Origin of the sequence: Pseudomonas sp. SGAir0191, assembly GCF_002812565.2 — a bacterium.
In the GTDB taxonomy this organism is placed as follows: Bacteria; Pseudomonadota; Gammaproteobacteria; order Pseudomonadales; family Pseudomonadaceae; genus Aquipseudomonas; species Aquipseudomonas parafulva_B.
On the sequence record NZ_CP025035.2, the window covers coordinates 538,238 to 557,536 of the forward strand.

General features: G+C 60.3%; 18 protein-coding genes. 11 read left to right on the forward strand and 7 right to left on the reverse strand.

The genetic code is table 11. The annotated features are described in order from the left end of the window. Positions 1-131: 131 nt before the first annotated feature. From CWR53_RS02310 to CWR53_RS02335, 6 genes are all read left to right on the forward strand, one after another. A complete protein-coding gene (locus CWR53_RS02310; RefSeq protein WP_100850700.1) occupies positions 132-1,268 on the forward strand; it encodes a branched-chain amino acid ABC transporter substrate-binding protein in 1,137 nt (378 codons plus the stop codon). Between the two features lie 157 nt (positions 1,269-1,425). Further along, positions 1,426-2,340 carry a branched-chain amino acid ABC transporter permease gene (locus CWR53_RS02315; RefSeq protein ID WP_023533025.1) on the forward strand — a complete coding sequence of 305 codons (915 nt, stop codon included), beginning with the start codon at positions 1,426-1,428 and terminating at the stop codon, positions 2,338-2,340. A gap of 2 nt (positions 2,341-2,342) precedes the next feature. Then, on the forward strand, positions 2,343-3,644 hold the full coding sequence (livM, locus tag CWR53_RS02320; protein WP_100850701.1) for a high-affinity branched-chain amino acid ABC transporter permease LivM: 1,302 nt from the start codon (positions 2,343-2,345) through the stop codon (positions 3,642-3,644). Next, complete coding sequence (locus CWR53_RS02325; protein ID WP_100850702.1) at positions 3,641-4,516, forward strand: ATP-binding cassette domain-containing protein; 876 nt, start codon at positions 3,641-3,643, stop codon at positions 4,514-4,516. Before livM ends, CWR53_RS02325 begins: the two co-directional genes overlap by 4 nt. Next, the gene (locus CWR53_RS02330; RefSeq protein ID WP_058605833.1) at positions 4,513-5,229 is read left to right on the forward strand and encodes an ABC transporter ATP-binding protein; all 717 of its coding nucleotides are present in this window, start codon (positions 4,513-4,515) and stop codon (positions 5,227-5,229) included. Before CWR53_RS02325 ends, CWR53_RS02330 begins: the two co-directional genes overlap by 4 nt. 645 nt (positions 5,230-5,874) lie before the next feature. Continuing rightward, entirely contained in the window at positions 5,875-6,642 is a 768-nt protein-coding gene (locus tag CWR53_RS02335; RefSeq protein WP_058605834.1) for an SDR family oxidoreductase, read from the forward strand. 407 nt (positions 6,643-7,049) lie between these two features. Here the strand turns inward: CWR53_RS02335 and CWR53_RS02340 are convergent. Continuing rightward, positions 7,050-8,413, reverse strand: a protein-coding gene (locus CWR53_RS02340) for an IS3 family transposase (RefSeq protein WP_100850704.1) whose coding sequence is annotated in 2 segments (ribosomal slippage) — positions 7,050-7,948 and positions 7,948-8,413 — 1,365 coding nt in all. Because the reading frame shifts where the segments join, the coding sequence is not laid out codon by codon here. Positions 8,414-8,626: 213 nt separating this feature from the next. Between CWR53_RS02340 and CWR53_RS22875 the strand changes: the two genes are divergently transcribed. Further along, the gene (locus CWR53_RS22875; RefSeq protein WP_181405455.1) at positions 8,627-8,836 is read left to right on the forward strand and encodes a hypothetical protein; all 210 of its coding nucleotides are present in this window, start codon (positions 8,627-8,629) and stop codon (positions 8,834-8,836) included. Positions 8,837-9,223: 387 nt separating this feature from the next. On the opposite strand, the gene CWR53_RS02345 is transcribed toward CWR53_RS22875, so the two are convergent. The 3 genes from CWR53_RS02345 to CWR53_RS02355 form a co-directional block, all read right to left on the reverse strand. Then, positions 9,224-10,324: an AGE family epimerase/isomerase gene (locus CWR53_RS02345; protein WP_100850705.1), complete on the reverse strand. Its 1,101-nt coding sequence runs from the start codon at positions 10,322-10,324 to the stop codon at positions 9,224-9,226. A gap of 62 nt (positions 10,325-10,386) precedes the next feature. Further along, the gene (locus CWR53_RS02350) at positions 10,387-11,019 is read right to left on the reverse strand and encodes a TetR family transcriptional regulator (RefSeq protein WP_100850706.1); all 633 of its coding nucleotides are present in this window, start codon (positions 11,017-11,019) and stop codon (positions 10,387-10,389) included. Positions 11,020-11,138: 119 nt separating this feature from the next. Continuing rightward, on the reverse strand, positions 11,139-11,456 hold the full coding sequence (locus CWR53_RS02355; protein WP_058603492.1) for a hypothetical protein: 318 nt from the start codon (positions 11,454-11,456) through the stop codon (positions 11,139-11,141). 329 nt (positions 11,457-11,785) lie between these two features. On the opposite strand from CWR53_RS02355, the gene CWR53_RS02360 reads away from it, so the two are divergent. Then, positions 11,786-13,852, forward strand: a complete 2,067-nt coding sequence (locus CWR53_RS02360; RefSeq protein ID WP_058603493.1) for an AsmA family protein — start codon at positions 11,786-11,788, stop codon at positions 13,850-13,852. A 454-nt stretch (positions 13,853-14,306) separates the two neighbouring features. Here the strand turns inward: CWR53_RS02360 and CWR53_RS02365 are convergent, their stop codons facing one another. Then, entirely contained in the window at positions 14,307-14,837 is a 531-nt protein-coding gene (locus tag CWR53_RS02365) for a bacterioferritin (protein ID WP_058603494.1), read from the reverse strand. 49 nt (positions 14,838-14,886) lie between these two features. Next, the gene (osmE, locus tag CWR53_RS02370; protein WP_027915304.1) at positions 14,887-15,228 is read right to left on the reverse strand and encodes an osmotically-inducible lipoprotein OsmE; all 342 of its coding nucleotides are present in this window, start codon (positions 15,226-15,228) and stop codon (positions 14,887-14,889) included. Between the two features lie 192 nt (positions 15,229-15,420). Here osmE and CWR53_RS02375 point away from each other — a divergent pair, with 192 nt between their 5' ends. Further along, positions 15,421-15,708 (forward strand): PsiF family protein, encoded by a 288-nt coding sequence (locus CWR53_RS02375; protein WP_100850707.1) that lies wholly within the window; start codon positions 15,421-15,423, stop codon positions 15,706-15,708. Between the two features lie 71 nt (positions 15,709-15,779). After that, positions 15,780-16,787, forward strand: a complete 1,008-nt coding sequence (locus CWR53_RS02380) for an AI-2E family transporter (RefSeq protein WP_100850708.1) — start codon at positions 15,780-15,782, stop codon at positions 16,785-16,787. A gap of 122 nt (positions 16,788-16,909) precedes the next feature. Here CWR53_RS02380 and CWR53_RS02385 read toward each other — a convergent pair whose 3' ends face one another. Continuing rightward, positions 16,910-18,178, reverse strand: a complete 1,269-nt coding sequence (locus tag CWR53_RS02385; protein ID WP_100850709.1) for an Hsp70 family protein — start codon at positions 18,176-18,178, stop codon at positions 16,910-16,912. A gap of 164 nt (positions 18,179-18,342) precedes the next feature. On the opposite strand from CWR53_RS02385, the gene cbpA reads away from it, so the two are divergent. Beyond that, positions 18,343-19,299, forward strand: a complete 957-nt coding sequence (cbpA, locus tag CWR53_RS02390) for a curved DNA-binding protein (RefSeq protein WP_058603497.1) — start codon at positions 18,343-18,345, stop codon at positions 19,297-19,299.

Sequence of the window (19,299 nt, forward strand, 5' to 3'; positions counted from 1 at the left end):
CCAACGCCGGCCCGCCACCCTACGCACGATGGTGTTTGGAGATGATGCGAATCTAATGGCACGGCCCTTGCTCAGAGCACAAGGCTGAGTCGTTGTAGTGCCAATCAAAAAAACTCTAGGAGCACCACCTCATGTCGCAGACGTTTTACAGGAAAGGTTTCCTCGCCCTGGCCGTTGCCACGGCCATGGGTGTTTCTTCGTATGTACAGGCCGACGTCAAGATCGGTGTTGCAGGCCCGATGACCGGTGCCAACGCAGCGTTTGGCGAGCAATACATGAAAGGTGCGCAGGCAGCGGCTGACAAGATCAACGCAGCCGGTGGGGTCAATGGCGAGAAGATCGTGCTGGTCAAAGGCGACGACGCGTGCGAACCCAAGCAGGCCGTGTCTATAGCGAACCGGCTGGTGGATCAGGACAAGGTCATTGGCGTGGTAGGGCATTTCTGCTCCTCCAATACCATCCCGGCATCCGAGGTGTACGATGAAGCAGGCGTCATTGCCATCACGCCCGGCTCGACCAACCCGCAGGTCACCGAGCGCGGGCTGTCGGCCATGTTCCGCATGTGTGGGCGTGACGACCAGCAGGGCGTCGTCGCCGGCAACTATATCGTCGATGTACTCAAGGGCCAGAAAGTAGCGGTGTTGCACGACAAGGACACCTATGGCCAGGGGCTGGCCGACGCGACCAAGGCACAGCTGGAAAAACGCGGCGTCAAGCCTGTGCTGTACGAGGGCCTGACCCGCGGCGAGAAAGACTTCAGCGCCATTGTGACCAAGATCCGCTCCACCGGCGCCGACGTGGTCTATTTCGGTGGCCTGCACCCTGAGGCCGGCCCCCTGGTACGCCAGCTGCGCGAGCAAGGGCTCAAGGACGTGAGGTTCATGTCCGATGACGGCATCGTTACCGACGAACTGGTGTCCACGGCAGGCGGGGCGCAATACGTCGATGGCGTCTACATGACCTTCGGCGCCGACCCGCGTCAACTGCCCGACAGCAAGGCGGTGGTCGAGGAATTCCGTAAAGGCGGCACCGAGCCTGAAGGCTACACCCTTTACGCCTACGCCTCGTTGCAGGCACTGGCTGCCGCGTTCAACGGCGCCAAGTCCAACAAGGGCGAAGACGCGGCCAAGTGGTTGAAGGCCAATCCTGTGCAGACGGTGATGGGCGAGAAGAAGTGGGACAGCAAGGGTGACCTGACGGTTTCGGACTACGTGGTCTACCAGTGGGACAAGGACGGCAAGTACCACCAGCTGGAAAAACAACAATAACAACGGCGCCAGGGCCCCGGGGCGCAGGCCCCTGGGCCCGGCCCTGCGGTACCCGTCTTTATCCGAAGATCAGCACAGTGCTGCAGCGCCATGGCTGCCTGGTACCGGGCCCTGCGTGGGCAGCACCGGTGCGATCTCGATCAGGTGAGATTGCGTTATGGATGGTATTTTCCTGCAGCAACTGGTCAACGGCCTGACCCTCGGGTCGGTCTACGGCCTGATCGCCATCGGCTACACAATGGTCTATGGCATCATCGGCATGATCAACTTCGCGCACGGCGAGGTGTACATGATTTCCGCCTACCTGGCGGCGATCAGCCTGGCATTGCTGGCCTATTTCGGCGTCGAGTCCTTCCCTCTGCTGATGTTGGGCACCTTGTTGTTCACCATCGTGGTGACCGGGGTATACGGCTTCACCATCGAGCGCATCGCTTACAAACCCTTGCGCAACTCCACCCGCCTGGCGCCGCTCATCAGTGCCATCGGCATTTCCCTGATCCTGCAGAACTACGCGCAAATCAGCCAAGGTGCGCGGCAACAGGGGGTACCAACCCTGCTTGAAGGCGCCTGGCGCGTCGAGGTGGGCAGCGGCTTCGTGCAGCTGACCTACACCAAGATCTTCATTCTGGTGGCGGCCTTCGTTGGCATGGGCCTGCTGACCTATGTGATCAAGTACACCAAGCTGGGGCGCATGTGCCGGGCCACTCAGCAGGACCGCAAGATGGCGTCGATCCTGGGCATCAACACCGACCGGGTGATTTCCTACGTGTTCGTCATCGGTGCCGTGATGGCGGCGCTGGCCGGCGTACTGATCACCATGAACTACGGCACCTTCGATTTCTATGCCGGTTTCATCATCGGCATCAAGGCCTTCACTGCCGCGGTGCTCGGCGGTATTGGCTCGCTGCCTGGCGCTATGCTTGGCGGCATCATCCTGGGCATCTCCGAATCGCTGTTCTCCGGGCTGATCAACTCGGACTACAAGGACGTATTCAGCTTCTCGCTGCTGGTACTGATCCTTATCTTCCGCCCCCAAGGCCTGCTGGGTCGCCCACTCGTGGCTAAGGTGTGACCATGTCCGTTGCCAAATCCGTATCCGTTCCCCAAAAGTCAGGCTTGGATCTCAAGCGCAGCGTACTGGAAACCCTGGTCGCAGGGCTGCTGGCGCTCATCGTGTTCGGCCCCGTCGTCGGTGTGGTGCTCGACGGCTACAGCTTCAACGCCGAACCGCGGCGTGTGGCGTGGCTGGTCGGCGGTGTGATGCTTGGGCGCTTCCTGCTCAGCCTTTACCTGCAAACCGCTGCTGGCCGGCGCATGCTGCAAGGCTTCGACAATGGCGGCTCGGGCGTGCATGTGAACCCGCCAGACTACAAGTCGCGCCTGCGCTACATCATTCCTGCGCTCATCGTGATCGCCATCATCTTCCCGATCTTTGCCAACAAGTACTTGCTGACGGTGGTGATCCTTGGGCTGATTTACGTGCTGCTGGGTCTTGGCCTGAATATCGTGGTTGGCCTGGCCGGGCTGCTGGACCTGGGCTATGTCGCGTTCTATGCCATCGGTGCCTATGGCCTGGCGCTGGGCTACCAGTACCTGGGGCTTGGCTTCTGGAGCGTGCTGCCCCTGGCGGCCATTGCCGCAGCGCTGGCCGGGTGCATCCTGGGCTTTCCGGTGTTGCGCATGCACGGCGATTACCTGGCCATCGTTACCTTGGGCTTTGGCGAAATCATTCGCCTGGTGCTCAACAACTGGCTGTCGTTCACTGGCGGCCCCAACGGCATGCCGGCCCCGGCGCCGACGTTCCTCGGCCTGGAGTTCGGGCGGCGGGCCAAGGACGGGGGCGTGCCCATCCACGAGTTCATGGGTATCGATTACAACCCCAACCTCAAGTTCGTGTTCATCTACGCGGTACTGTTCCTGGTGGTGCTGGCCGTGCTGTACATCAAGCACCGGCTGACGCGGATGCCGGTAGGTCGCGCCTGGGAGGCCCTGCGCGAAGACGAGATTGCCTGCCGTTCCATGGGGCTCAACCATGTGCTGGTCAAGCTCTCGGCGTTCACCCTGGGCGCCTCGACGGCGGGGCTGGCGGGGGTGTTCTTCGCCACCTACCAAGGCTTCGTCAACCCGTCCTCGTTCACCTTCTTCGAGTCAGCGCTGATCCTGGCCATCGTGGTACTGGGCGGCATGGGTTCGACCGTCGGCGTGGTGATTGCCGCGTTCGTGCTCACCGTTGCGCCAGAACTGCTGCGCAGCTTCTCCGAGTACCGGGTGCTGCTGTTTGGCGTGCTAATGGTGCTGATGATGATCTGGCGACCGCGCGGGCTGATCCGCATCAGCCGGTCCGGTGTGACCCCGCGTAAAGGAGTGGCGCCATGAGCGACGACATCATTCTCTCGGTAGACCACCTGATGATGCAGTTCGGTGGCATCAAGGCGCTCAGCGATGTGAGCCTGAAAGTCAGGCGCAACCAAATCTTCGCCCTGATCGGCCCCAACGGCGCAGGCAAGACCACGGTGTTCAACTGCCTGACCGGTTTCTACAAGCCCAGTGGCGGGCGGATCGAGCTCAACGCGCGGGGTAGCCATACCAACGTCATCCAATTGCTGGGCGAACGCTTCCAGGCGGCGGACTTCGTCTCGCCATCACGGTTCGCCAGCCGGCTGTACTACAAGATGTTTGGCGGCACTCACCTGGTCAACCGGGCCGGCCTGGCCCGGACGTTCCAGAACATCCGACTGTTCAAGGAAATGTCCGTCGTCGAGAACCTGCTGGTGGCCCAGCACATGTGGGTCAACCGCAACCTGTTGGCTGGCGTGCTCAACACCAAGGGGTATCGCAAGGCCGAGAGCGACGCGCTTGACCATGCGTTCTATTGGCTGGAGGTGGTGGACCTGGTCGACTGCGCCAACCGCCTGGCCGGCGAACTGTCCTACGGCCAGCAGCGACGCCTGGAAATCGCCCGTGCCATGTGCACCCGCCCGAAGGTGATCTGCCTGGACGAACCTGCCGCGGGCCTGAATCCCCAGGAAACCGAAGCGTTGAGCCGCATGGTGCGGGTCCTGCGCGACGAACATGACATCACCGTGGTGCTGATCGAGCATGACATGGGCATGGTCATGAGCATTTCCGACCACATCGTCGTACTGGACCACGGCAACGTGATCGCCGAGGGCGCGCCCCAGGATATCCGCAACAACCCGACAGTGATCGCTGCCTATCTGGGTCCCGACGAAGAGGAGCTGATATGACTGCACCCATTCTGCAATTGAAGGACCTGGATGTATTCTACGGCCCCATCCAGGCCCTGAAGCAGGTGTCCATGCACATCGACGAAGGTGAGACGGTCAGCCTGATCGGCGCCAACGGGGCGGGCAAGTCCACCTTGTTGATGTCCATTTTCGGGCAACCTCGTGCCGCTTCCGGCCAGATCCTCTATCGGGGCACCGACATCACCCGCAAGTCCTCGCACTACATCGCCGCCAATGGCATCGCTCAGTCGCCGGAAGGGCGGCGGGTGTTCCCGGACATGAGTGTCGAAGAAAACCTGATGATGGGCACCATCCCCATCGGCGACAAGCATGCTGACGAGGACATGCAGCGGATGTATGCGTTGTTTCCACGTCTCAAGGAGCGACGCAACCAGCGCGCCATGACCATGTCGGGTGGCGAGCAGCAGATGCTGGCCATCGCCCGCGCCTTGATGAGCCGGCCTCGACTGCTGCTTCTGGATGAGCCTTCGCTCGGGCTGGCGCCCATCGTCGTCAAACAGATCTTCGCCACCCTGCGCGAGCTGGCCAAGACGGGCATGACCATCTTCCTGGTCGAGCAGAACGCCAACCATGCGTTGAAGCTGTCGGACCGGGCTTACGTGATGGTCAACGGGCAGATACGCATGACGGGTACGGGCCAGGAGTTGTTGGTCAATGAAGAGGTGCGCAGTGCTTATCTGGGCGGGCACTGAGCCATGATGGTCGTCCAGCCCTGAGCCAAACGGGGCTGGTCAGCGCTCGAAAGAATCTTCCTGCACGTCTCAACAGGCCAGTCCTCATGTGGACAACTGCCATGACCTCGGGCTTATGCACAGGCGCGAGGCGACAGGCCGTCCTCGGTTACCCACCACTTGATTTAGTCCACCATTCGTGTGGAGCTGCCTGTGGAAAACATGGTGGCATCTTTCTGCAGGCCAATGAATCAGAGGCTTCCATAGATTTGATCATTTTTTGACCATGGTCGTGCTGGGTGATGCTATGTCTATCTGACTAGTACTTTTTAAGTGCGATGTCATAAGGTCAGATGTCTGTGGATAAAATTGTGGAAAAGCATTGGACAGACGTCTGGAAGCAGCATGGGGCCAAGGATCTGGCCCTAGTGAAAAAGGCATACGAGACCGTGATTCGCTGAAAGGGTTCCGCCGGGTGCGGCAGTTGCCCCCAATTGGCGGGGAAAGGCTTGTGGATAAGGTGCGCATAGGTGGCTGCAGCCCAGTGCATGCGCGGCCTTCAGCGGTGTGGTCAAAAAACGATCAGCGCGTGTGGCGACTTGCTCGCCGCATCGAGCACGGGCATGCTTCGGGTTAACCCAGGATCTCTTACGTGAGGAACACTGCATGACTTCGACCGTCTTCATCACAGGCGCCACGTCCGGCTTTGGCGAGGCCACTGCCCGCCGGTTTGCCGAGGCGGGCTGGAAACTGGTGCTCACTGGGCGCCGCAAGGACCGCCTGGATGCCTTGTGTGCCGAATTGTCAGCGCAAACCGAAGTCCATGGCCTGGTGCTGGATGTGCGCGATCGCCAGGCGATGGAACAGGCCATCGCCAACTTGCCACCGGGTTTCGACACGCTTCGCGGGCTGGTCAACAACGCCGGGTTGGCGCTGGGGGTGGACGCGGCACAGAATTGCAGCCTGGACGACTGGGAAACCATGGTCGACACCAACATCAAGGGGCTGATCTACACCACGCGCTTGCTGCTGCCGCGCTTGATTGCCCACGGGCGGGGGGCGTCCATCCTGAACGTGGGGTCGGTGGCGGGTAATTATCCCTATCCGGGCAGCAACGTCTATGGCGGCACCAAGGCGTTTGTCGGCCAGTTCTCGTTGAGCTTGCGCTGCGACTTGCGCGGCACTGGCGTGCGGGTGAGCAACATCGAGCCTGGCTTGTGCGAGAGCGAGTTCTCGTTGGTGCGTTTTGGCGGTGACCAGGCCAAGTACGATGCTACCTACGCGGGTGCCGAGCCGATTCAACCACAGGACATTGCCGAGACCATCTTCTGGATCCTCAACCAGCCGGCGCATATCAACATCAACAGCCTGGAACTGATGCCGGTAAGCCAGGACTGGGCTGGGTTCTCCATTGATCGCTCGGCGAAGGGGTAATTTGGGGTCTTTCTCGGTGGGAATGATCTCGTCAACTGGCGAGTTCCCCGCGCAACCCTGCCGTATTCGGACGTGCTGTTCGCGAACCTGAATGGCCGTTGCCGTTGCCGTTGCCGTTGCAGTTGCTTTTGCTTCTAAGCGCGCGGTAGTTCAGGCGCCGCAGATCGCGACTTCAGGAGGCCGAGCGCAGGGCTTGCGGAGGGAGGTGACAGGCATGGATGCCTGTCAAGCGCTGGGCCCCAGGATGGGGCCTGCAGCGCGGTCCTCCCGGGAGCAAGCCCGGAGCGAGGGGACCCCGGAGCGCAGCGTAGGGGCCGGATGATAGGAGCAGGCGGTTTTTGCTTACTTTTTGACAAGACAAAAAGTGAGCCGCGTTGAACTGACCCCCAAAAGTTGGACAGTGAGCGCTATGGGGCCAGCGCGTGGGTCCGAAATTGTATCGGACTCAGGCCATTAAGTCTGAGGCTGATGCGTTTTTGGTTGTAGTAAGCGATGTAATCATCAAGTCCTGAAGCCAACTGCTCGACATTTTCAAACGACTCCAGGTAAAAATATTCGCTCTTGAGTGTGCCGAAAAAGCTTTCCATTGCGGCGTTGTCTAGGCAGTTGCCCTTACGCGACATACTCTGCTCAATGTTCTTCTCGGCCAGCATATGCCGGTAAGTGGGCTGCCTGTACTGCCATCCTTGATCGGAGTGCAATATCGGTTTATCACCTGGATTCAGCCGCTCAAAGGCTTGCTCAAGCATTGCCGAGACCATCTTGAACTCCGGGCGCCGGTTAATCTGATAAGCGAGGATTTCGCCGTTATACAGGTCCATCAACGGCGAAAGAAACAGCTTCTGCCCCTTCACTTTGAACTCTGTCACGTCGGTTGCCCATTTCTGATTAGGGGCTCCTGCCTTGAATTCTCGCCTGAGCAGATCAGGCGCAACCAGTCCCTCTGAGCCTCGGTACGAGCGATATTTCTTCGCCCTGACCAGCGACTGGAGACCCATCAGCTGCATCAGTCGCTGCACCTTCTTGTGATTAATCATCCGACCGTTGTGCTTGAGGGTCTCAGTGATCCGGCGATAGCCATACCGTCCTTTATGCTCGTGATAGACGTTGTTGATACTCTCTTTCAAAGCTGCATGCTTGTCAGTCAACAACACCTTGCTTTGGTAATAAAAGGTACTACGTGCAAGCCCGGCAGCACGTAACAGCAGAGCGAGTCGATGCCCGTGCCTCAATCCCTGGACAGCCTTCGTTTTCTCGCCTGCGCAGTGCGAGGGTCCGCTTGGATCAAGGCATCGAGCTTTTTTAGATAAGCATTCTCCGCACGCAGATATTCCAGCTCTTCGAGCATTTGCTCGGGTGTCAGGTCGCTATCCGAAGCGGTAGGAGGACTTGCGCTGGTTTTTTTCGATGGCTTACGGGGCATGCTCAACTCTCGGGTATGATGCGGATGAAGTGCTTCAACTCCGCCTTGATCATACAACCTTTTCCACTGCCTGATGCTACTTGGACCACGAATATCAAACTGGATGCAGGCTTGCTGGGCAGACAATCCTTCTTGCTCAATGCACTGCAAAACCTTCAATTTGAACTGGGCATCGTAGCGGCTGTACTTGGCACTTAAACCGGCTGCGCCGTGTTTTTCATAGCCCTTTACCCACCGACGTAGCATCGATGGACTGAGGTCATGCTTTAGCGCCACTTCATGAATGCTAGGAGCAGAAAGGCACTCTTCGATGAGTGCCTGTTTGAGCGCCAGGTTGTATTTCGTCATGGAACACCCTCCGGTGAGATAGGTGTCCAACATTCGGGGGTCAGTTCAACGGCGAGTCACTTTTTGTCAAACGCGACAAAAAGTAACCAAAAAACGCTGCGCTCCATTCATACGGCCCCTACGCTGCGCTTCGGGGTTCCCTCACTCCGGTCTTGCTCCCGGGAGGACCGCGCTGTAGGCCCCATCCTGGGGCCCAGCGCTTGACAGGCATCCATGCCTGTCACCTCCCTCCGCAAGACCTGCGTTCGGCCTTCTGAAGTCGCGAAGATCAAAAGCAAGATCAACAGCAACAGCAACAGCAACAGCAACAGCAACAGCAACAGCAACAGCAACAGCAACAGCAACAGCAACAGCAACAGCAACAGCAACAGCAACAGCAACAGCAACAGCAACACTGTCTATAGTGGGAGTGATAACTTCTAGACTTGCCGCGATATATATCCCGTGTAGGAGCGGCCTTGTGCCGCGATGGGCCGCGCAGCGGCCCCAGTTATAGCGATATTGCTCAAATTTTGGGGCCGCTGCGCGGCCCATCGCGGCACAAGGCCGCTCCTACACGGTAAATGAGTCGTCTTCAAAGAATGTACAGGCGTAACAAGGATTTTGTATTTACATATGCTGTTGCTGTTACAAGAGTAGTAGCAATGTGAATATAACTACGCCAGTAAATCAGGCACTCGATACTGTAGCAGTCCTGACAACGCTCGCCATTGAACGTATTTCAATGGCGCAAGCTTCTCAGCGCGCTGGACGGCTCCAGAATCTAGGCCTAACCACGCATTACGGTAACAACGCTAGCAGCGTCCGCCTTCACCCACCCAATCGCTTCAACCCTTCCAGACAGGTAGCCAGGTGATAAGGCGTAGTCGACGGCATATCATGCCGGCTGACATCGCCTTGCCCATCCCGGCATTCATACCATCCCGCCTGCCGCAAGAACCGCCCCTGCACGGCCTGCAACAGCTGGGGCAGCTTCACGTCTGCGTCAGGGCGCAATGCCAAGGCCCTGGCGTATTCAGCCTGTGCCCAGATACGCTGGGTCGCATCCAGCACGTGCCCTTGCACATCCAGCATCGCCAGCACCGCCATGTTTTTCACGCCATGGCGCTCGGCAAAGGCGAACCCCCGCTCAATGGAAGCATGCAACGCTGTCTCACGCAGCAGCGGCGAGGTGTGCAGCAAATAGAACCACTCGAACTGATGACCCGGCTCGAACCAGTTATCCACAGTGCCCCTGGGCTTTTCCAGCATCAGGCCGTGGGCAGGCTCGATGAAGTGGGCCTGCATCGCTGTGCATAACTGCAAAAGTGACTGCTGCACAGCCTGGTCATCACGCACGGCCAACACCTGCAGGAAGGCCTCCGCCAAATGCATCTGCGGATTTTGCAGCGCGCCACTGCCCAGGTTGCCCCAGTCTTCATCCAGGCTGGCCTCGTACAAGCCATCATCCCGGGCAAAGCGATGCTCGATGACGTCCAGCGCAGCAGCCAGGGCGGAGACCACCAGGTTGTCGCGGACCTGACCCCAATAGTGCGCGCAGGCGAAGACGATGAACGCGTGGGTATAGAGGTCCTTGCGCCGGTCCAGCGGCTTGCCCTGGGCGTCGATGCTGTAGAACCAGCCACCGTGCTCGGGGTCATGGAAGTGTTTTTGCAAGGAGCGGAACAATGCCGCGGCGCGTTCGGCCGCACCCGGTTGATCGATGCGGCTGCTGAACAGGTACAACTGGCGTGCGCACGCCATGGCCCGGTAGCGCTGCACAGGCAGCGGCTGATGTTCGGCGTCGAGCGCTTCGTAGGGCAGTGCCAGTTCGGTGTTCCAGCCTGGCCCCTGCCATAGGGGCACGATGCACGTGGCAAAGTGCTGATTGAAGCGGGTCAGTTCGGGCAGGGTGGGGCGGGGGTTGGACATCTTGGCGCTCGTCGCTGTCGGGCAGGGCGCCATGGTAGCAGAAGTCGGGTTTGCCGAGCCCGTCAGCCGGGGTTGCCAAGGCCTTGCCAATGCCGCGCACCGACGAAGATGAAGCGCAATTGCTGGGTGATCTTTTCCTGAGGGGTCAACGCCTGGGGTTCACCCCTTTCTGGCCTGTCGATCAATTCGGGCAAGGTGGCGAACACGGTCTTGACCACCAGGTCCGCCATGACGGTAAGCGCAGCATTGTCCAGGTGCTGCCAACGCTGCATCCGGCCCAGGTCGGTGGCCAGGTCAGCGGTGATGTTTTCACGCAGTTGGGCGATGGCCTGGCGCACGGGGTGCGAGCCTCCGTACTGCTCACGCGCCAGGAATAGAAACTGGGCACGGTGGGCAGCGACCACGTCGAGGAATATACGGACCGACGCATCCGTGATACCGCCCAGCTCGAATTCGTTGTGTCGCACCAAGCGGATGGTCTGGCGGAAGGTATCGTCCACCTCGCTGACCAGTGCCAGGCCCAGTGCATCCATGTCCGGGAAATGTCGGTAGAAGCCGGTGGGCACGATGCCGGCCGCCTTGGCCACTTCGCGCAGGCTGATGCTGCCAAAACCGCGACCACTCTCCATGAGCAGGCAGGCGGCGTCGAGCAGGGCCTGGCGGGTCTGTAGCTTCTGTTCGGCACGCGGCAACATGATGCAGGTTTCTATAGAGGGTGGCTGGGCACTCTAGTTAAAAAAACGAAGCCCGGTCAATGCACCGGGCTCGAAGAGGTAGGTCAGGCAGACGACAGCGCGGTGCGTCTTGCATAAGGTCAGCTCACCCGTGCCGTTTGCGACAAGCGATCTGCACCGCCTTCGGCAATACGGCCGCTGCGCTCGATCAGGCGATCAGAACCACCTTCGGCAACACGGGCGCTGCGCTCGATCAGGCGATCGGAGCCGCCTTCGGCAACACGGGCGCTACGCTCGATCAACCGGTCTGAACCGCCTTCGGCAAGTGTTTCAAGCGGTTGGATGTTTTGAACAGCGCTCGAACGTGATTCGGCGGTCAGGTGCTGCTCGGCACCTGGCAGGGCGAACGCATTGGCTGCAAGCAGGGAAAGGGTGAGGGTCAACAGATGGCGTTTCATGATTCAGTGCTCCTCTGCGGGGCTGGAAAGTGGGTGTGTAGCCAATGCTACGCCGCGCACCGGCACAGAGAAGTTCATCCGGGTAATGGTAAAAATCGACCTCATTGATATCAGCCGCCAAAGGCTCTATTCAGAGCCCTGGCAGGGTCGCAGGTGGCTTGATGGCATGGGTGCGCACGAGCGAACCGGACGCGCCAGGCGCACCCAGGCACGGGAAATTCTTGGCTATCCTCCCCCTGAGATAAAACCCTCACGCCTTTCATCAGTCCCAGATACATGACCCCTCACCGCTACGCTTGTTTTCGCCTTGCCGCATGGAGACTCACGCAATGACGCGCCCCGCCAGAATCATCCTCTGGACCCTGACCACACTGCTGACCGTGCTGGCAATCCTGGTCGTGGTGATTGCCACCTTCGACTGGAACCGCGTCAAGCCCCTGCTCAACGAAAAGGTGTCCGAGGCCTTGCATCGGCCCTTCGCCATCAATGGCAACCTTGCAGTGCACTGGCGCACCGAGCCTGAAGAAGGCGGTTGGCGGGCGTGGATACCCTGGCCGCATTTCACGGCTGAAGATCTTACCCTGGGCAACCCGGACTGGCTCAAAGAGCCGCAGATGGTTGCACTGGAGCGCGTGGAGTTTCGCCTGTCGCCGCTGCCGCTGTTGTTCCACCAGGTCAGCATCCCGCGTATCAACCTGACCAAGCCGACTGCCAGCCTGACTCGCCTGGCGGACGGCCGGGCCAACTGGAATTTCGACTTCGGCCCGAAGGACGAGAACGAAGAACCGTCCAAATGGCAGATGGACATCGGCGCGATCGGTTTCGACCAAGGCAATGTCAGCTTTGACGACCAGACGCTCAAGGCTCGTATGAAGGTCCAGATCGATCCTCTGGGCAAGCCCATTGCATTCAGCGACATCGTGGGCAAGGCCACGGCCGAGAAGTCGGCGCCTGCACAGGACTATGCGTTCGGCCTCAAGGCGCAGGGACGCTACAAGGACCAGCCCGTGTCCGGCACCGGCAAGATCGGCGGCCTGCTGGCACTCAAAGCGTCCGATCAACCCTTCCCGCTGCAAGCGGATGTGCGCATCGCCGATACCCATGTGGTATTGGCCGGTACCCTGACCGACCCGCTCAACCTGGGTGCGCTCGATCTGCGGCTGCGCCTGTCAGGCGCCAGCCTTGGCAATCTGTTCCCGTTGACCGGCGTGACATTGCCTGACACCCCAGCGTATTCCACCGATGGTCACCTCAACGCCAACCTGCACGCCGAGCAAGGCGCTACCTTCGAATACCAAGGGTTCAATGGCAAGATCGGTGACAGCGACATTCACGGTGACCTGGCGTATGTCGCCAGCAAGCCTCGGCCCAAGCTCACGGGCAAGCTCGTTTCCAACCAGCTCCTGTTCAAGGACTTGGCACCACTGATCGGCGCTGACTCCAATGCCGAGCAAAAAGCCCGTGGTGGTGCCAGCAAACAGCCGTCCGACAAGGTCTTGCCGGTCGAGGAATTCCGTACCGATCGCTGGCGTGCCATGGATGCCGATGTCACCTTCACCGGCAAGCGCATCGTGCACAGCGAGCAGCTTCCTTTCAACGACCTGTCGGCCCACGTGATCCTCGAAGACGGCCTGCTGCGCCTGGAGCCGTTGAGGTTCGGCGTAGCGGGCGGCAACCTGGCATCACGCATTCGCCTGGACGGCCGCAACGTTCCGTTGCAGGGGCGTGCACGGCTTACTGCGAGGGGGTTCAAGCTCAAGCAACTGTTCCCTACCTTCGCACCGATGCAAAGCAGCTTTGGCGAGCTCAATGGGGATGCCGACATTACCGGTCGCGGCAACTCCGTGGCAGCACTGCTCGGCAGCGCCAATGGCGACCTGCGCATGCTGGTCAACGATGGCGCCATCAGCCGCAGCCTCATGGAAATCGCAGGTTTGAACGTGGGCAACTACATCGTCGACAAACTCTTCGGTGATGAAGACGTGAAGATCAACTGCGCCGCAGCCGATGTCGGTATCAAGGATGGCCTTGCCAGTACGCGCCTGTTCATTTTCGATACCGAGAACGCGATCATCTATATCAACGGCACCGCCAACTTCGCCAACGAGCGCCTGGACCTGAAGATCACGCCGGAATCCAAGGGGTTGAGGCTGTTCTCCCTGCGCTCGCCGCTGTATGTGCGGGGGGCTTTCGCCAAACCTAGCGCCGGGGTGCAGGCGGTACCGCTGGCACTGCGCGGCGCCGGTATGGTTGCCCTTGGGGTGGTCGCGGGGCCTGCGGCCGGTCTCTTGGCGCTGATCGCACCCAGCAGTGGGGATGATCCCAACCAGTGCACACCCTTGTTGCAGCAGATGAAGGAAGGTAAGGCGCCGGCGGCCGTCAAAGGCCGCAAGTGATGGCGGGGCATGGGCCTGCGAGCTGAACCTTGCGGCTGCGCAGCCCATCGCGGCCGGTCCGGCGCCCCGGCAAGGCCGCTCCTTGAAATCGGTTAGCCTTCGGGGCGGCATCAGGCAGTTGCTTCTGCAAAGTCCAGGCCCCGCTATCTCAGCCAATACAGAACCAAGGTAGGAGCGGCCTGGTGCCGCGATGGGCCGCAGCGCGGCCCCGGCATTATGCGCTGCGAAGCTAAGATCCTGGGGCTACTGCGCAGGCAATTGCAGCCAGTCCAACGCTCCGGCGGAGCCGGTCGTGGGCTTGAGTAATCCAGAGTCAAGGGAAAGATCGCCAGTGCTTCACGATCTCCGAGGTGGAATGGTCCGGTCAGGGCGCCGGACTGACCGCAATGGGCTGCGAAGCAGCCCTGCGTGAACAGCGTGACCGCATCAGCGGCCTTGTCGGTTGCTACTGGTCTTACAGCCCATCGAGCAGGTCGGACATGTCGTCGGCGTGCTCTTCTTCCTGCGCCAGGATGTCTTCGAAGATGCGGCGAGTGGTCGGGTCCTTGTCGCCGATGTACTGGATGATCTCGCGGTAGCTGTCGATGGCGATACGCTCGGCTACCAAGTCTTCCAGGACCATTTCCTTGAGGGTCGTGCCTGCCACGTACTGAGCGTGGGAGTTCTTGCTCAGGTTGTCCGGGTTGAAGTCAGGCTCACCGCCCAGCTGCACGATACGCTCGGCCAGCTTGTCGGCGTGTTCGGATTCCTGGTTGGCATGCTCCAGGAATTCTTCGGCAGCCACGCTGGCCTTGACGCCAGAAGCCATGAAGTAGTGACGCTTGTAGCGCAGGGTACAGACCAGCTCGGTAGCCAGCGAATCGTTGAGCAGCTTGATGATGCGCTCGCGATCGGCATTGTAGCCTTCGGTCACGGCACCGTTTTCCACATGTTCGCGCGCACGCTGGCGCAAGGTTTGAATGTCGGTCATTTCAGTCGTGTTCATGTTTCATCTCCAAAAAGCATCAGGTAGTCGTAGTCAGGTAGCGGAAGCCTTACGCGCCTTTGACGGCCTCGCGGTCTTCTTCACGTTGTTTGCAGGTCTTGAAACCCTTGGCATCCACATGGCCGGTGGCATCGAAGCGCACGTAGTACGGCTGCTGCTTGCCGTCGCGGTTGAGAATGTAGTCGTTGCAGGTACCGCCATTGGGCAGGTCGATGACGTTGGACGGGCTGCCGCCGATGGCGATGACGCGCTGCATGGTCATGCCATTTTCGACCTGCTTGACCAGGGGCTCGTTGCGGTAGGTCACATAGTCCACCGGGTTTTCCGGGCGGCTGCCGCATGCCGCCAGAGTGGCGCTGGCCAGAAGGATTGCCAGAGTCTGCTTGAACATCGTCCCGCTCCTTGCACAAAAGGGTATGTGCAGGTTTTGAACCTCACGCAGCGCCAGGAGTTCGATCGAGCTAGCCAATTGCCTGCGTGCAAAAGGTTGTCGTGCGCTTGATGGCAAAACGGGCCTCGCGCCAGCGCTTGTCTACACTGCAGGTGTCACCGTGCGTTGGGCGCGGGCTCAGGAGAACACGACATGAAACGGCTGCACATTCCGTTACTGATGGTTGCGCTGTTGTTCAGCGCCCAAGGTTTCGCGGCAAATACCACCCAGCAGGAAAAGATGAAAACGTGCAATGCAGATGCCACGGCGCAATCGCTCAAGGGCGACGCCCGCAAGGCCTTCATGAGTACGTGCCTGAAGAAACAGGCGCCACAAACCCAGCAAGAGAAAATGAAGACGTGCAATGCCGACGCCACCGCCAAGGTGCTCAAGGGTGATGAGCGCAAGGCCTTCATGAGTGAGTGCCTCAAGAAGAAATGATCGGTGCCTATGCCTGCAGGCATAACGCTGGCAGACTGCGGATCTTCTTCGTTGGCTGCCGCTGAGGCTGTATGACCTTCACCCCCCGCCAAGTCACCCTGGCCAGTTTGATTATCGTGTTCGCAGGCTTGCTGTTGGCGTTGCCGTTGAAGCTGCTGCCCAGCCTGCTGGCAGGCCTGCTGGTGTTCGAACTGGTCAACATGCTCACGCCGCGCCTGCAGCCATTGATTGCCGGGCAGCGTGCGCGCTGGCTGGCAGTGGCGCTGCTGGGCACGCTGGTGGTGATCAGCCTGGCGCTGCTGATCGCCGGGGCGTTCAGCTTCTTGTTGCATGAAGCGGAAAATCCTGGCGCTTCGCTGGACAAGTTCATGGCGTTGGTTGAGCGGGCGCGCGGGCAGTTGCCGCCGTTCATCGAGGGCTATTTGCCGGCCAGTGCTGCTGAGTTCAAGGTGGCGATCGGCGACTGGATCAAGAGCCATCTCAGTGATTTGCAACTGGTGGGCAAGGGCATGGCCCACATGTTCGTGACCTTGCTGATCGGCATGATCCTGGGGGCTATCGTCGCCCTGCAGCGCATACCCGACATCTCCCGGCGCAAACCTCTGGCAGCCGCCCTGTTCGAGCGCCTGAACCTGCTGGTACAGGCGTTTCGCACCATCGTTTTCGCCCAGATCAAGATTTCCCTGCTCAACACCGCCTTCACTGGCATCTTTCTGGCCGTGGTGTTGCCGTTGTTCGGCGTGCACCTGCCGCTGACCAAGACCTTGATCGTGCTGACGTTCCTGTTGGGTCTGCTACCGGTCATCGGCAACCTCATGTCCAATACCTTGATCACCATCGTCGGGTTGTCGTTGTCGGTGTGGGTGGCAGCGGCGGCGTTGGTCTACCTGATCGTCATCCACAAGGTGGAGTACTTCCTCAACGCCAAGATCGTCGGTGGGCAGATCAGGGCCAAGGCCTGGGAACTGCTGTTGGCCATGCTGGTGTTCGAAGCGGCGTTCGGCCTGCCGGGGGTCGTGGCAGGGCCGGTCTATTACGCCTATCTCAAGAGCGAGCTGCGCAGGATGGAGCTGGTTTGAAGGCGGTCACGGCGGGCCTGCTCAGCAGATAACAGGGCCGGCGCCAGGCTCGGCCAGACGGTTACAACCAGCGCTAGCGCGGATGAGGGGCAACACAAGCGCCCCTTGGCCCCGTCGTTTCGTCACGCGCCGTAGCGCTTGCGTGCCTCAATGGCCAGCCCACTGCCGATACTGCCAAAGATGTTGCCTTCCACGTGACGGGCATTTGGCAACATTGCGGCCACACTGGTGCGCAGGGCTGGAATGCCGCTGGAGCCGCCCGTGAAGAATACTGTGTCGACCTGGCCCTGGCTGACCCCGGCCTTGGCCAGCAAGTCCGTGACACTGGCCCGTACCCGTTCCAGCAGGCTTTCGATGGCCGTCTCGAACAGGTTGCGAGAAAGGTCCACGCCAAGGCCTGGTTCGATGCGGCCGAGGTCGACGTGACGACTCGGCTGTTCGGTCAATTCGATCTTGCTGGCTTCCACTTCCATGGCCAGCCAATGCCCGGCGCGCTCCTCGATGAGTTTGAAGAGCCGATCAACGCCAAGGGTGTCCTCGATGTCGTAGCGCATGTTGCCCAGCGCCAACTGCGACTTCTGTGAGTACAACGCGTTGATCGTATGCCAGGTGGCCAGGTTGAGGTGATAGCTGGTTGGCATCAAGGCACCGCTTTTCATGCGGCTGCCATAACCGAACAGCGGCATTACCCCTTGCAGGCTCAGCTGCTTGTCGAAGTCCGTGCCGCCGATGTGTACGCCACCGGTTGCGAGGATGTCGCTCTGGCGCTCGGCCACCGCATGCCGCTCCGGCGACAGCCGAATGAGGGTGAAGTCGGACGTACCGCCGCCGATGTCGACGATCAGCACCAGCTCTTCACGGCTGATGCCCGACTCGTAGTCGAACGCCGCGGCGATGGGCTCGTACTGGAACGATACGTCCTTGAAGCCGATCTTGCGTGCCACCTCGGCCAGCGTGTCCTCGGCTTCCTGGTCGGCTGCCGGGTCCTCGTCGACGAAGAATACCGGGCGGCCAAGTACCACCTGATCGAACTCACGCCCGGCCTCAGCCTGCGCGCGGTTTTTCAGCTCACCGATGAACATCCCCAGCAGGTCCTTGAACGGCAGTGCGCTGCCCAGCACGCTGGTGTCGTGCTTGATCAGCTTGGACCCGAGCAGGCTCTTGAGCGAGCGCATCAAGCGCCCCTCATAACCTTCGAGGTATTCGTGCAGGGCCAGCCGGCCATAGACAGGGCGGCGCTCCTCGATATTGAAGAACACCACCGAGGGCAAGGTGATCTTGCCGTCTTCCAGGGCAATCAGCGATTCCATGCCCGGACGGTGCCAGCCAACCGTCGAGTTGGAGGTGCCAAAGTCGATGCCAAGGGCGCGGGCCGGGGATACGTCGGACATGGGGAAAAGGCTTCCGGAGGCAAAACGGCCGCGCAGTGTATGCCAGCTGGCGACAGAATCAAGACCGGTCGTCTGCCATGGAGCAACCCCAAGCGGGCCTTGAAAGGCTATGCTTGATCCCTATCTTCTCCAGCAACACGCACATTCACACTGGTGATCCCTAGATGGACTTCAAAGACTACTACAAGATACTTGGCGTAGAGCCCACGGCGGACGATAAGGCAATCAAGGCCGCGTACCGCAAGCTGGCCCGCAAGTATCACCCTGATGTCAGCAAAGAGCGCGACGCCGAAGACAAATTCAAGGAAGCCAACGAGGCCTACGAAGTGCTGGGCGACGCGCAGAAACGCGCCGAATTCGATGAAATCCGCAAGTACGGCGGCCAGCATGGCCGGCCGTTCCAGGCACCGCCGGGCTGGGAAAGCCGAGGCGGGGCCGGGGGTGGTTTCGAGAGTGGCGATTTTTCGGACTTTTTCAGCTCGATGTTCGGCGGTCGTGGAGGCAACCCGTTCGGGGGTGCCCGTCAACAACAGCGCAGTGCCGGCAGGCGAGGGCAGGACGTGGAGCTTGAACTGGCGGTATTTCTGGAAGAAACCCTGAGCAAAGAGTCCAAGCAGATCAGCTTCCAGGTACCGCAAACCAATGCCATGGGCCAGCGCACCGGGTTCACCACCAAGACCCTGAACGTGAAGATCCCGGCCGGCGTGACCGATGGCGAGCGCATTCGCCTCAAGGGCCAGGGTGCCCCGGGAATCGGTGGCGGTGCCAATGGCGATTTGTTCCTGACCATCCGCATGGCCCCGCACCCGCTGTTCGACGTCGAAGGGCACGACCTGATCATCACCGTGCCGCTGGCACCCTGGGAAGCGGCCCTGGGCACCAAGGTGGCGGTACCTACGCTCGAAGGCAGGATCAACCTGACCATCCGCCCCGACAGCCAGAGCGGGCAGCGCCTGCGGGTGCCAGGCAAGGGCCTGGCCGACAAGCAGGGCCAGCGCGGCAACCTCTATGCACAGCTCAAGGTCGTCATGCCGACCACCTCTGACGAATCTACCCGGGAACTGTGGGCCAAGCTTTCCGAGAAGGCCGCGTTCGACCCGAGGGCACAATGGAGTAAGTGA

Bases quoted from the DNA above. Each gene is read 5' to 3' on its own strand.
- CWR53_RS02355 (WP_058603492.1), bottom strand. From the start codon at position 11,456: ATGAAACGCCATCTGTTGACCCTCACCCTTTCCCTGCTTGCAGCCAAT.
- livM (WP_100850701.1), top strand. From the start codon at position 2,343: ATGTCCGTTGCCAAATCCGTATCCGTTCCCCAAAAGTCAGGCTTGGAT.
- CWR53_RS22875 (WP_181405455.1), top strand. From the start codon at position 8,627: ATGCCTGTCACCTCCCTCCGCAAGACCTGCGTTCGGCCTTCTGAAGTC.
- CWR53_RS02365 (WP_058603494.1), bottom strand. From the start codon at position 14,837: ATGAACACGACTGAAATGACCGACATTCAAACCTTGCGCCAGCGTGCG.
- CWR53_RS02315 (WP_023533025.1), top strand. From the start codon at position 1,426: ATGGATGGTATTTTCCTGCAGCAACTGGTCAACGGCCTGACCCTCGGG.
- CWR53_RS02350 (WP_100850706.1), bottom strand. From the start codon at position 11,019: ATGTTGCCGCGTGCCGAACAGAAGCTACAGACCCGCCAGGCCCTGCTC.
- CWR53_RS02325 (WP_100850702.1), top strand. From the start codon at position 3,641: ATGAGCGACGACATCATTCTCTCGGTAGACCACCTGATGATGCAGTTC.
- CWR53_RS02360 (WP_058603493.1), top strand. From the start codon at position 11,786: ATGACGCGCCCCGCCAGAATCATCCTCTGGACCCTGACCACACTGCTG.
- CWR53_RS02310 (WP_100850700.1), top strand. From the start codon at position 132: ATGTCGCAGACGTTTTACAGGAAAGGTTTCCTCGCCCTGGCCGTTGCC.
- cbpA (WP_058603497.1), top strand. From the start codon at position 18,343: ATGGACTTCAAAGACTACTACAAGATACTTGGCGTAGAGCCCACGGCG.
- CWR53_RS02330 (WP_058605833.1), top strand. From the start codon at position 4,513: ATGACTGCACCCATTCTGCAATTGAAGGACCTGGATGTATTCTACGGC.
- CWR53_RS02335 (WP_058605834.1), top strand. From the start codon at position 5,875: ATGACTTCGACCGTCTTCATCACAGGCGCCACGTCCGGCTTTGGCGAG.
- CWR53_RS02380 (WP_100850708.1), top strand. From the start codon at position 15,780: ATGACCTTCACCCCCCGCCAAGTCACCCTGGCCAGTTTGATTATCGTG.
- CWR53_RS02375 (WP_100850707.1), top strand. From the start codon at position 15,421: ATGAAACGGCTGCACATTCCGTTACTGATGGTTGCGCTGTTGTTCAGC.
- CWR53_RS02345 (WP_100850705.1), bottom strand. From the start codon at position 10,324: ATGTCCAACCCCCGCCCCACCCTGCCCGAACTGACCCGCTTCAATCAG.
- CWR53_RS02385 (WP_100850709.1), bottom strand. From the start codon at position 18,178: ATGTCCGACGTATCCCCGGCCCGCGCCCTTGGCATCGACTTTGGCACC.
- osmE (WP_027915304.1), bottom strand. From the start codon at position 15,228: ATGTTCAAGCAGACTCTGGCAATCCTTCTGGCCAGCGCCACTCTGGCG.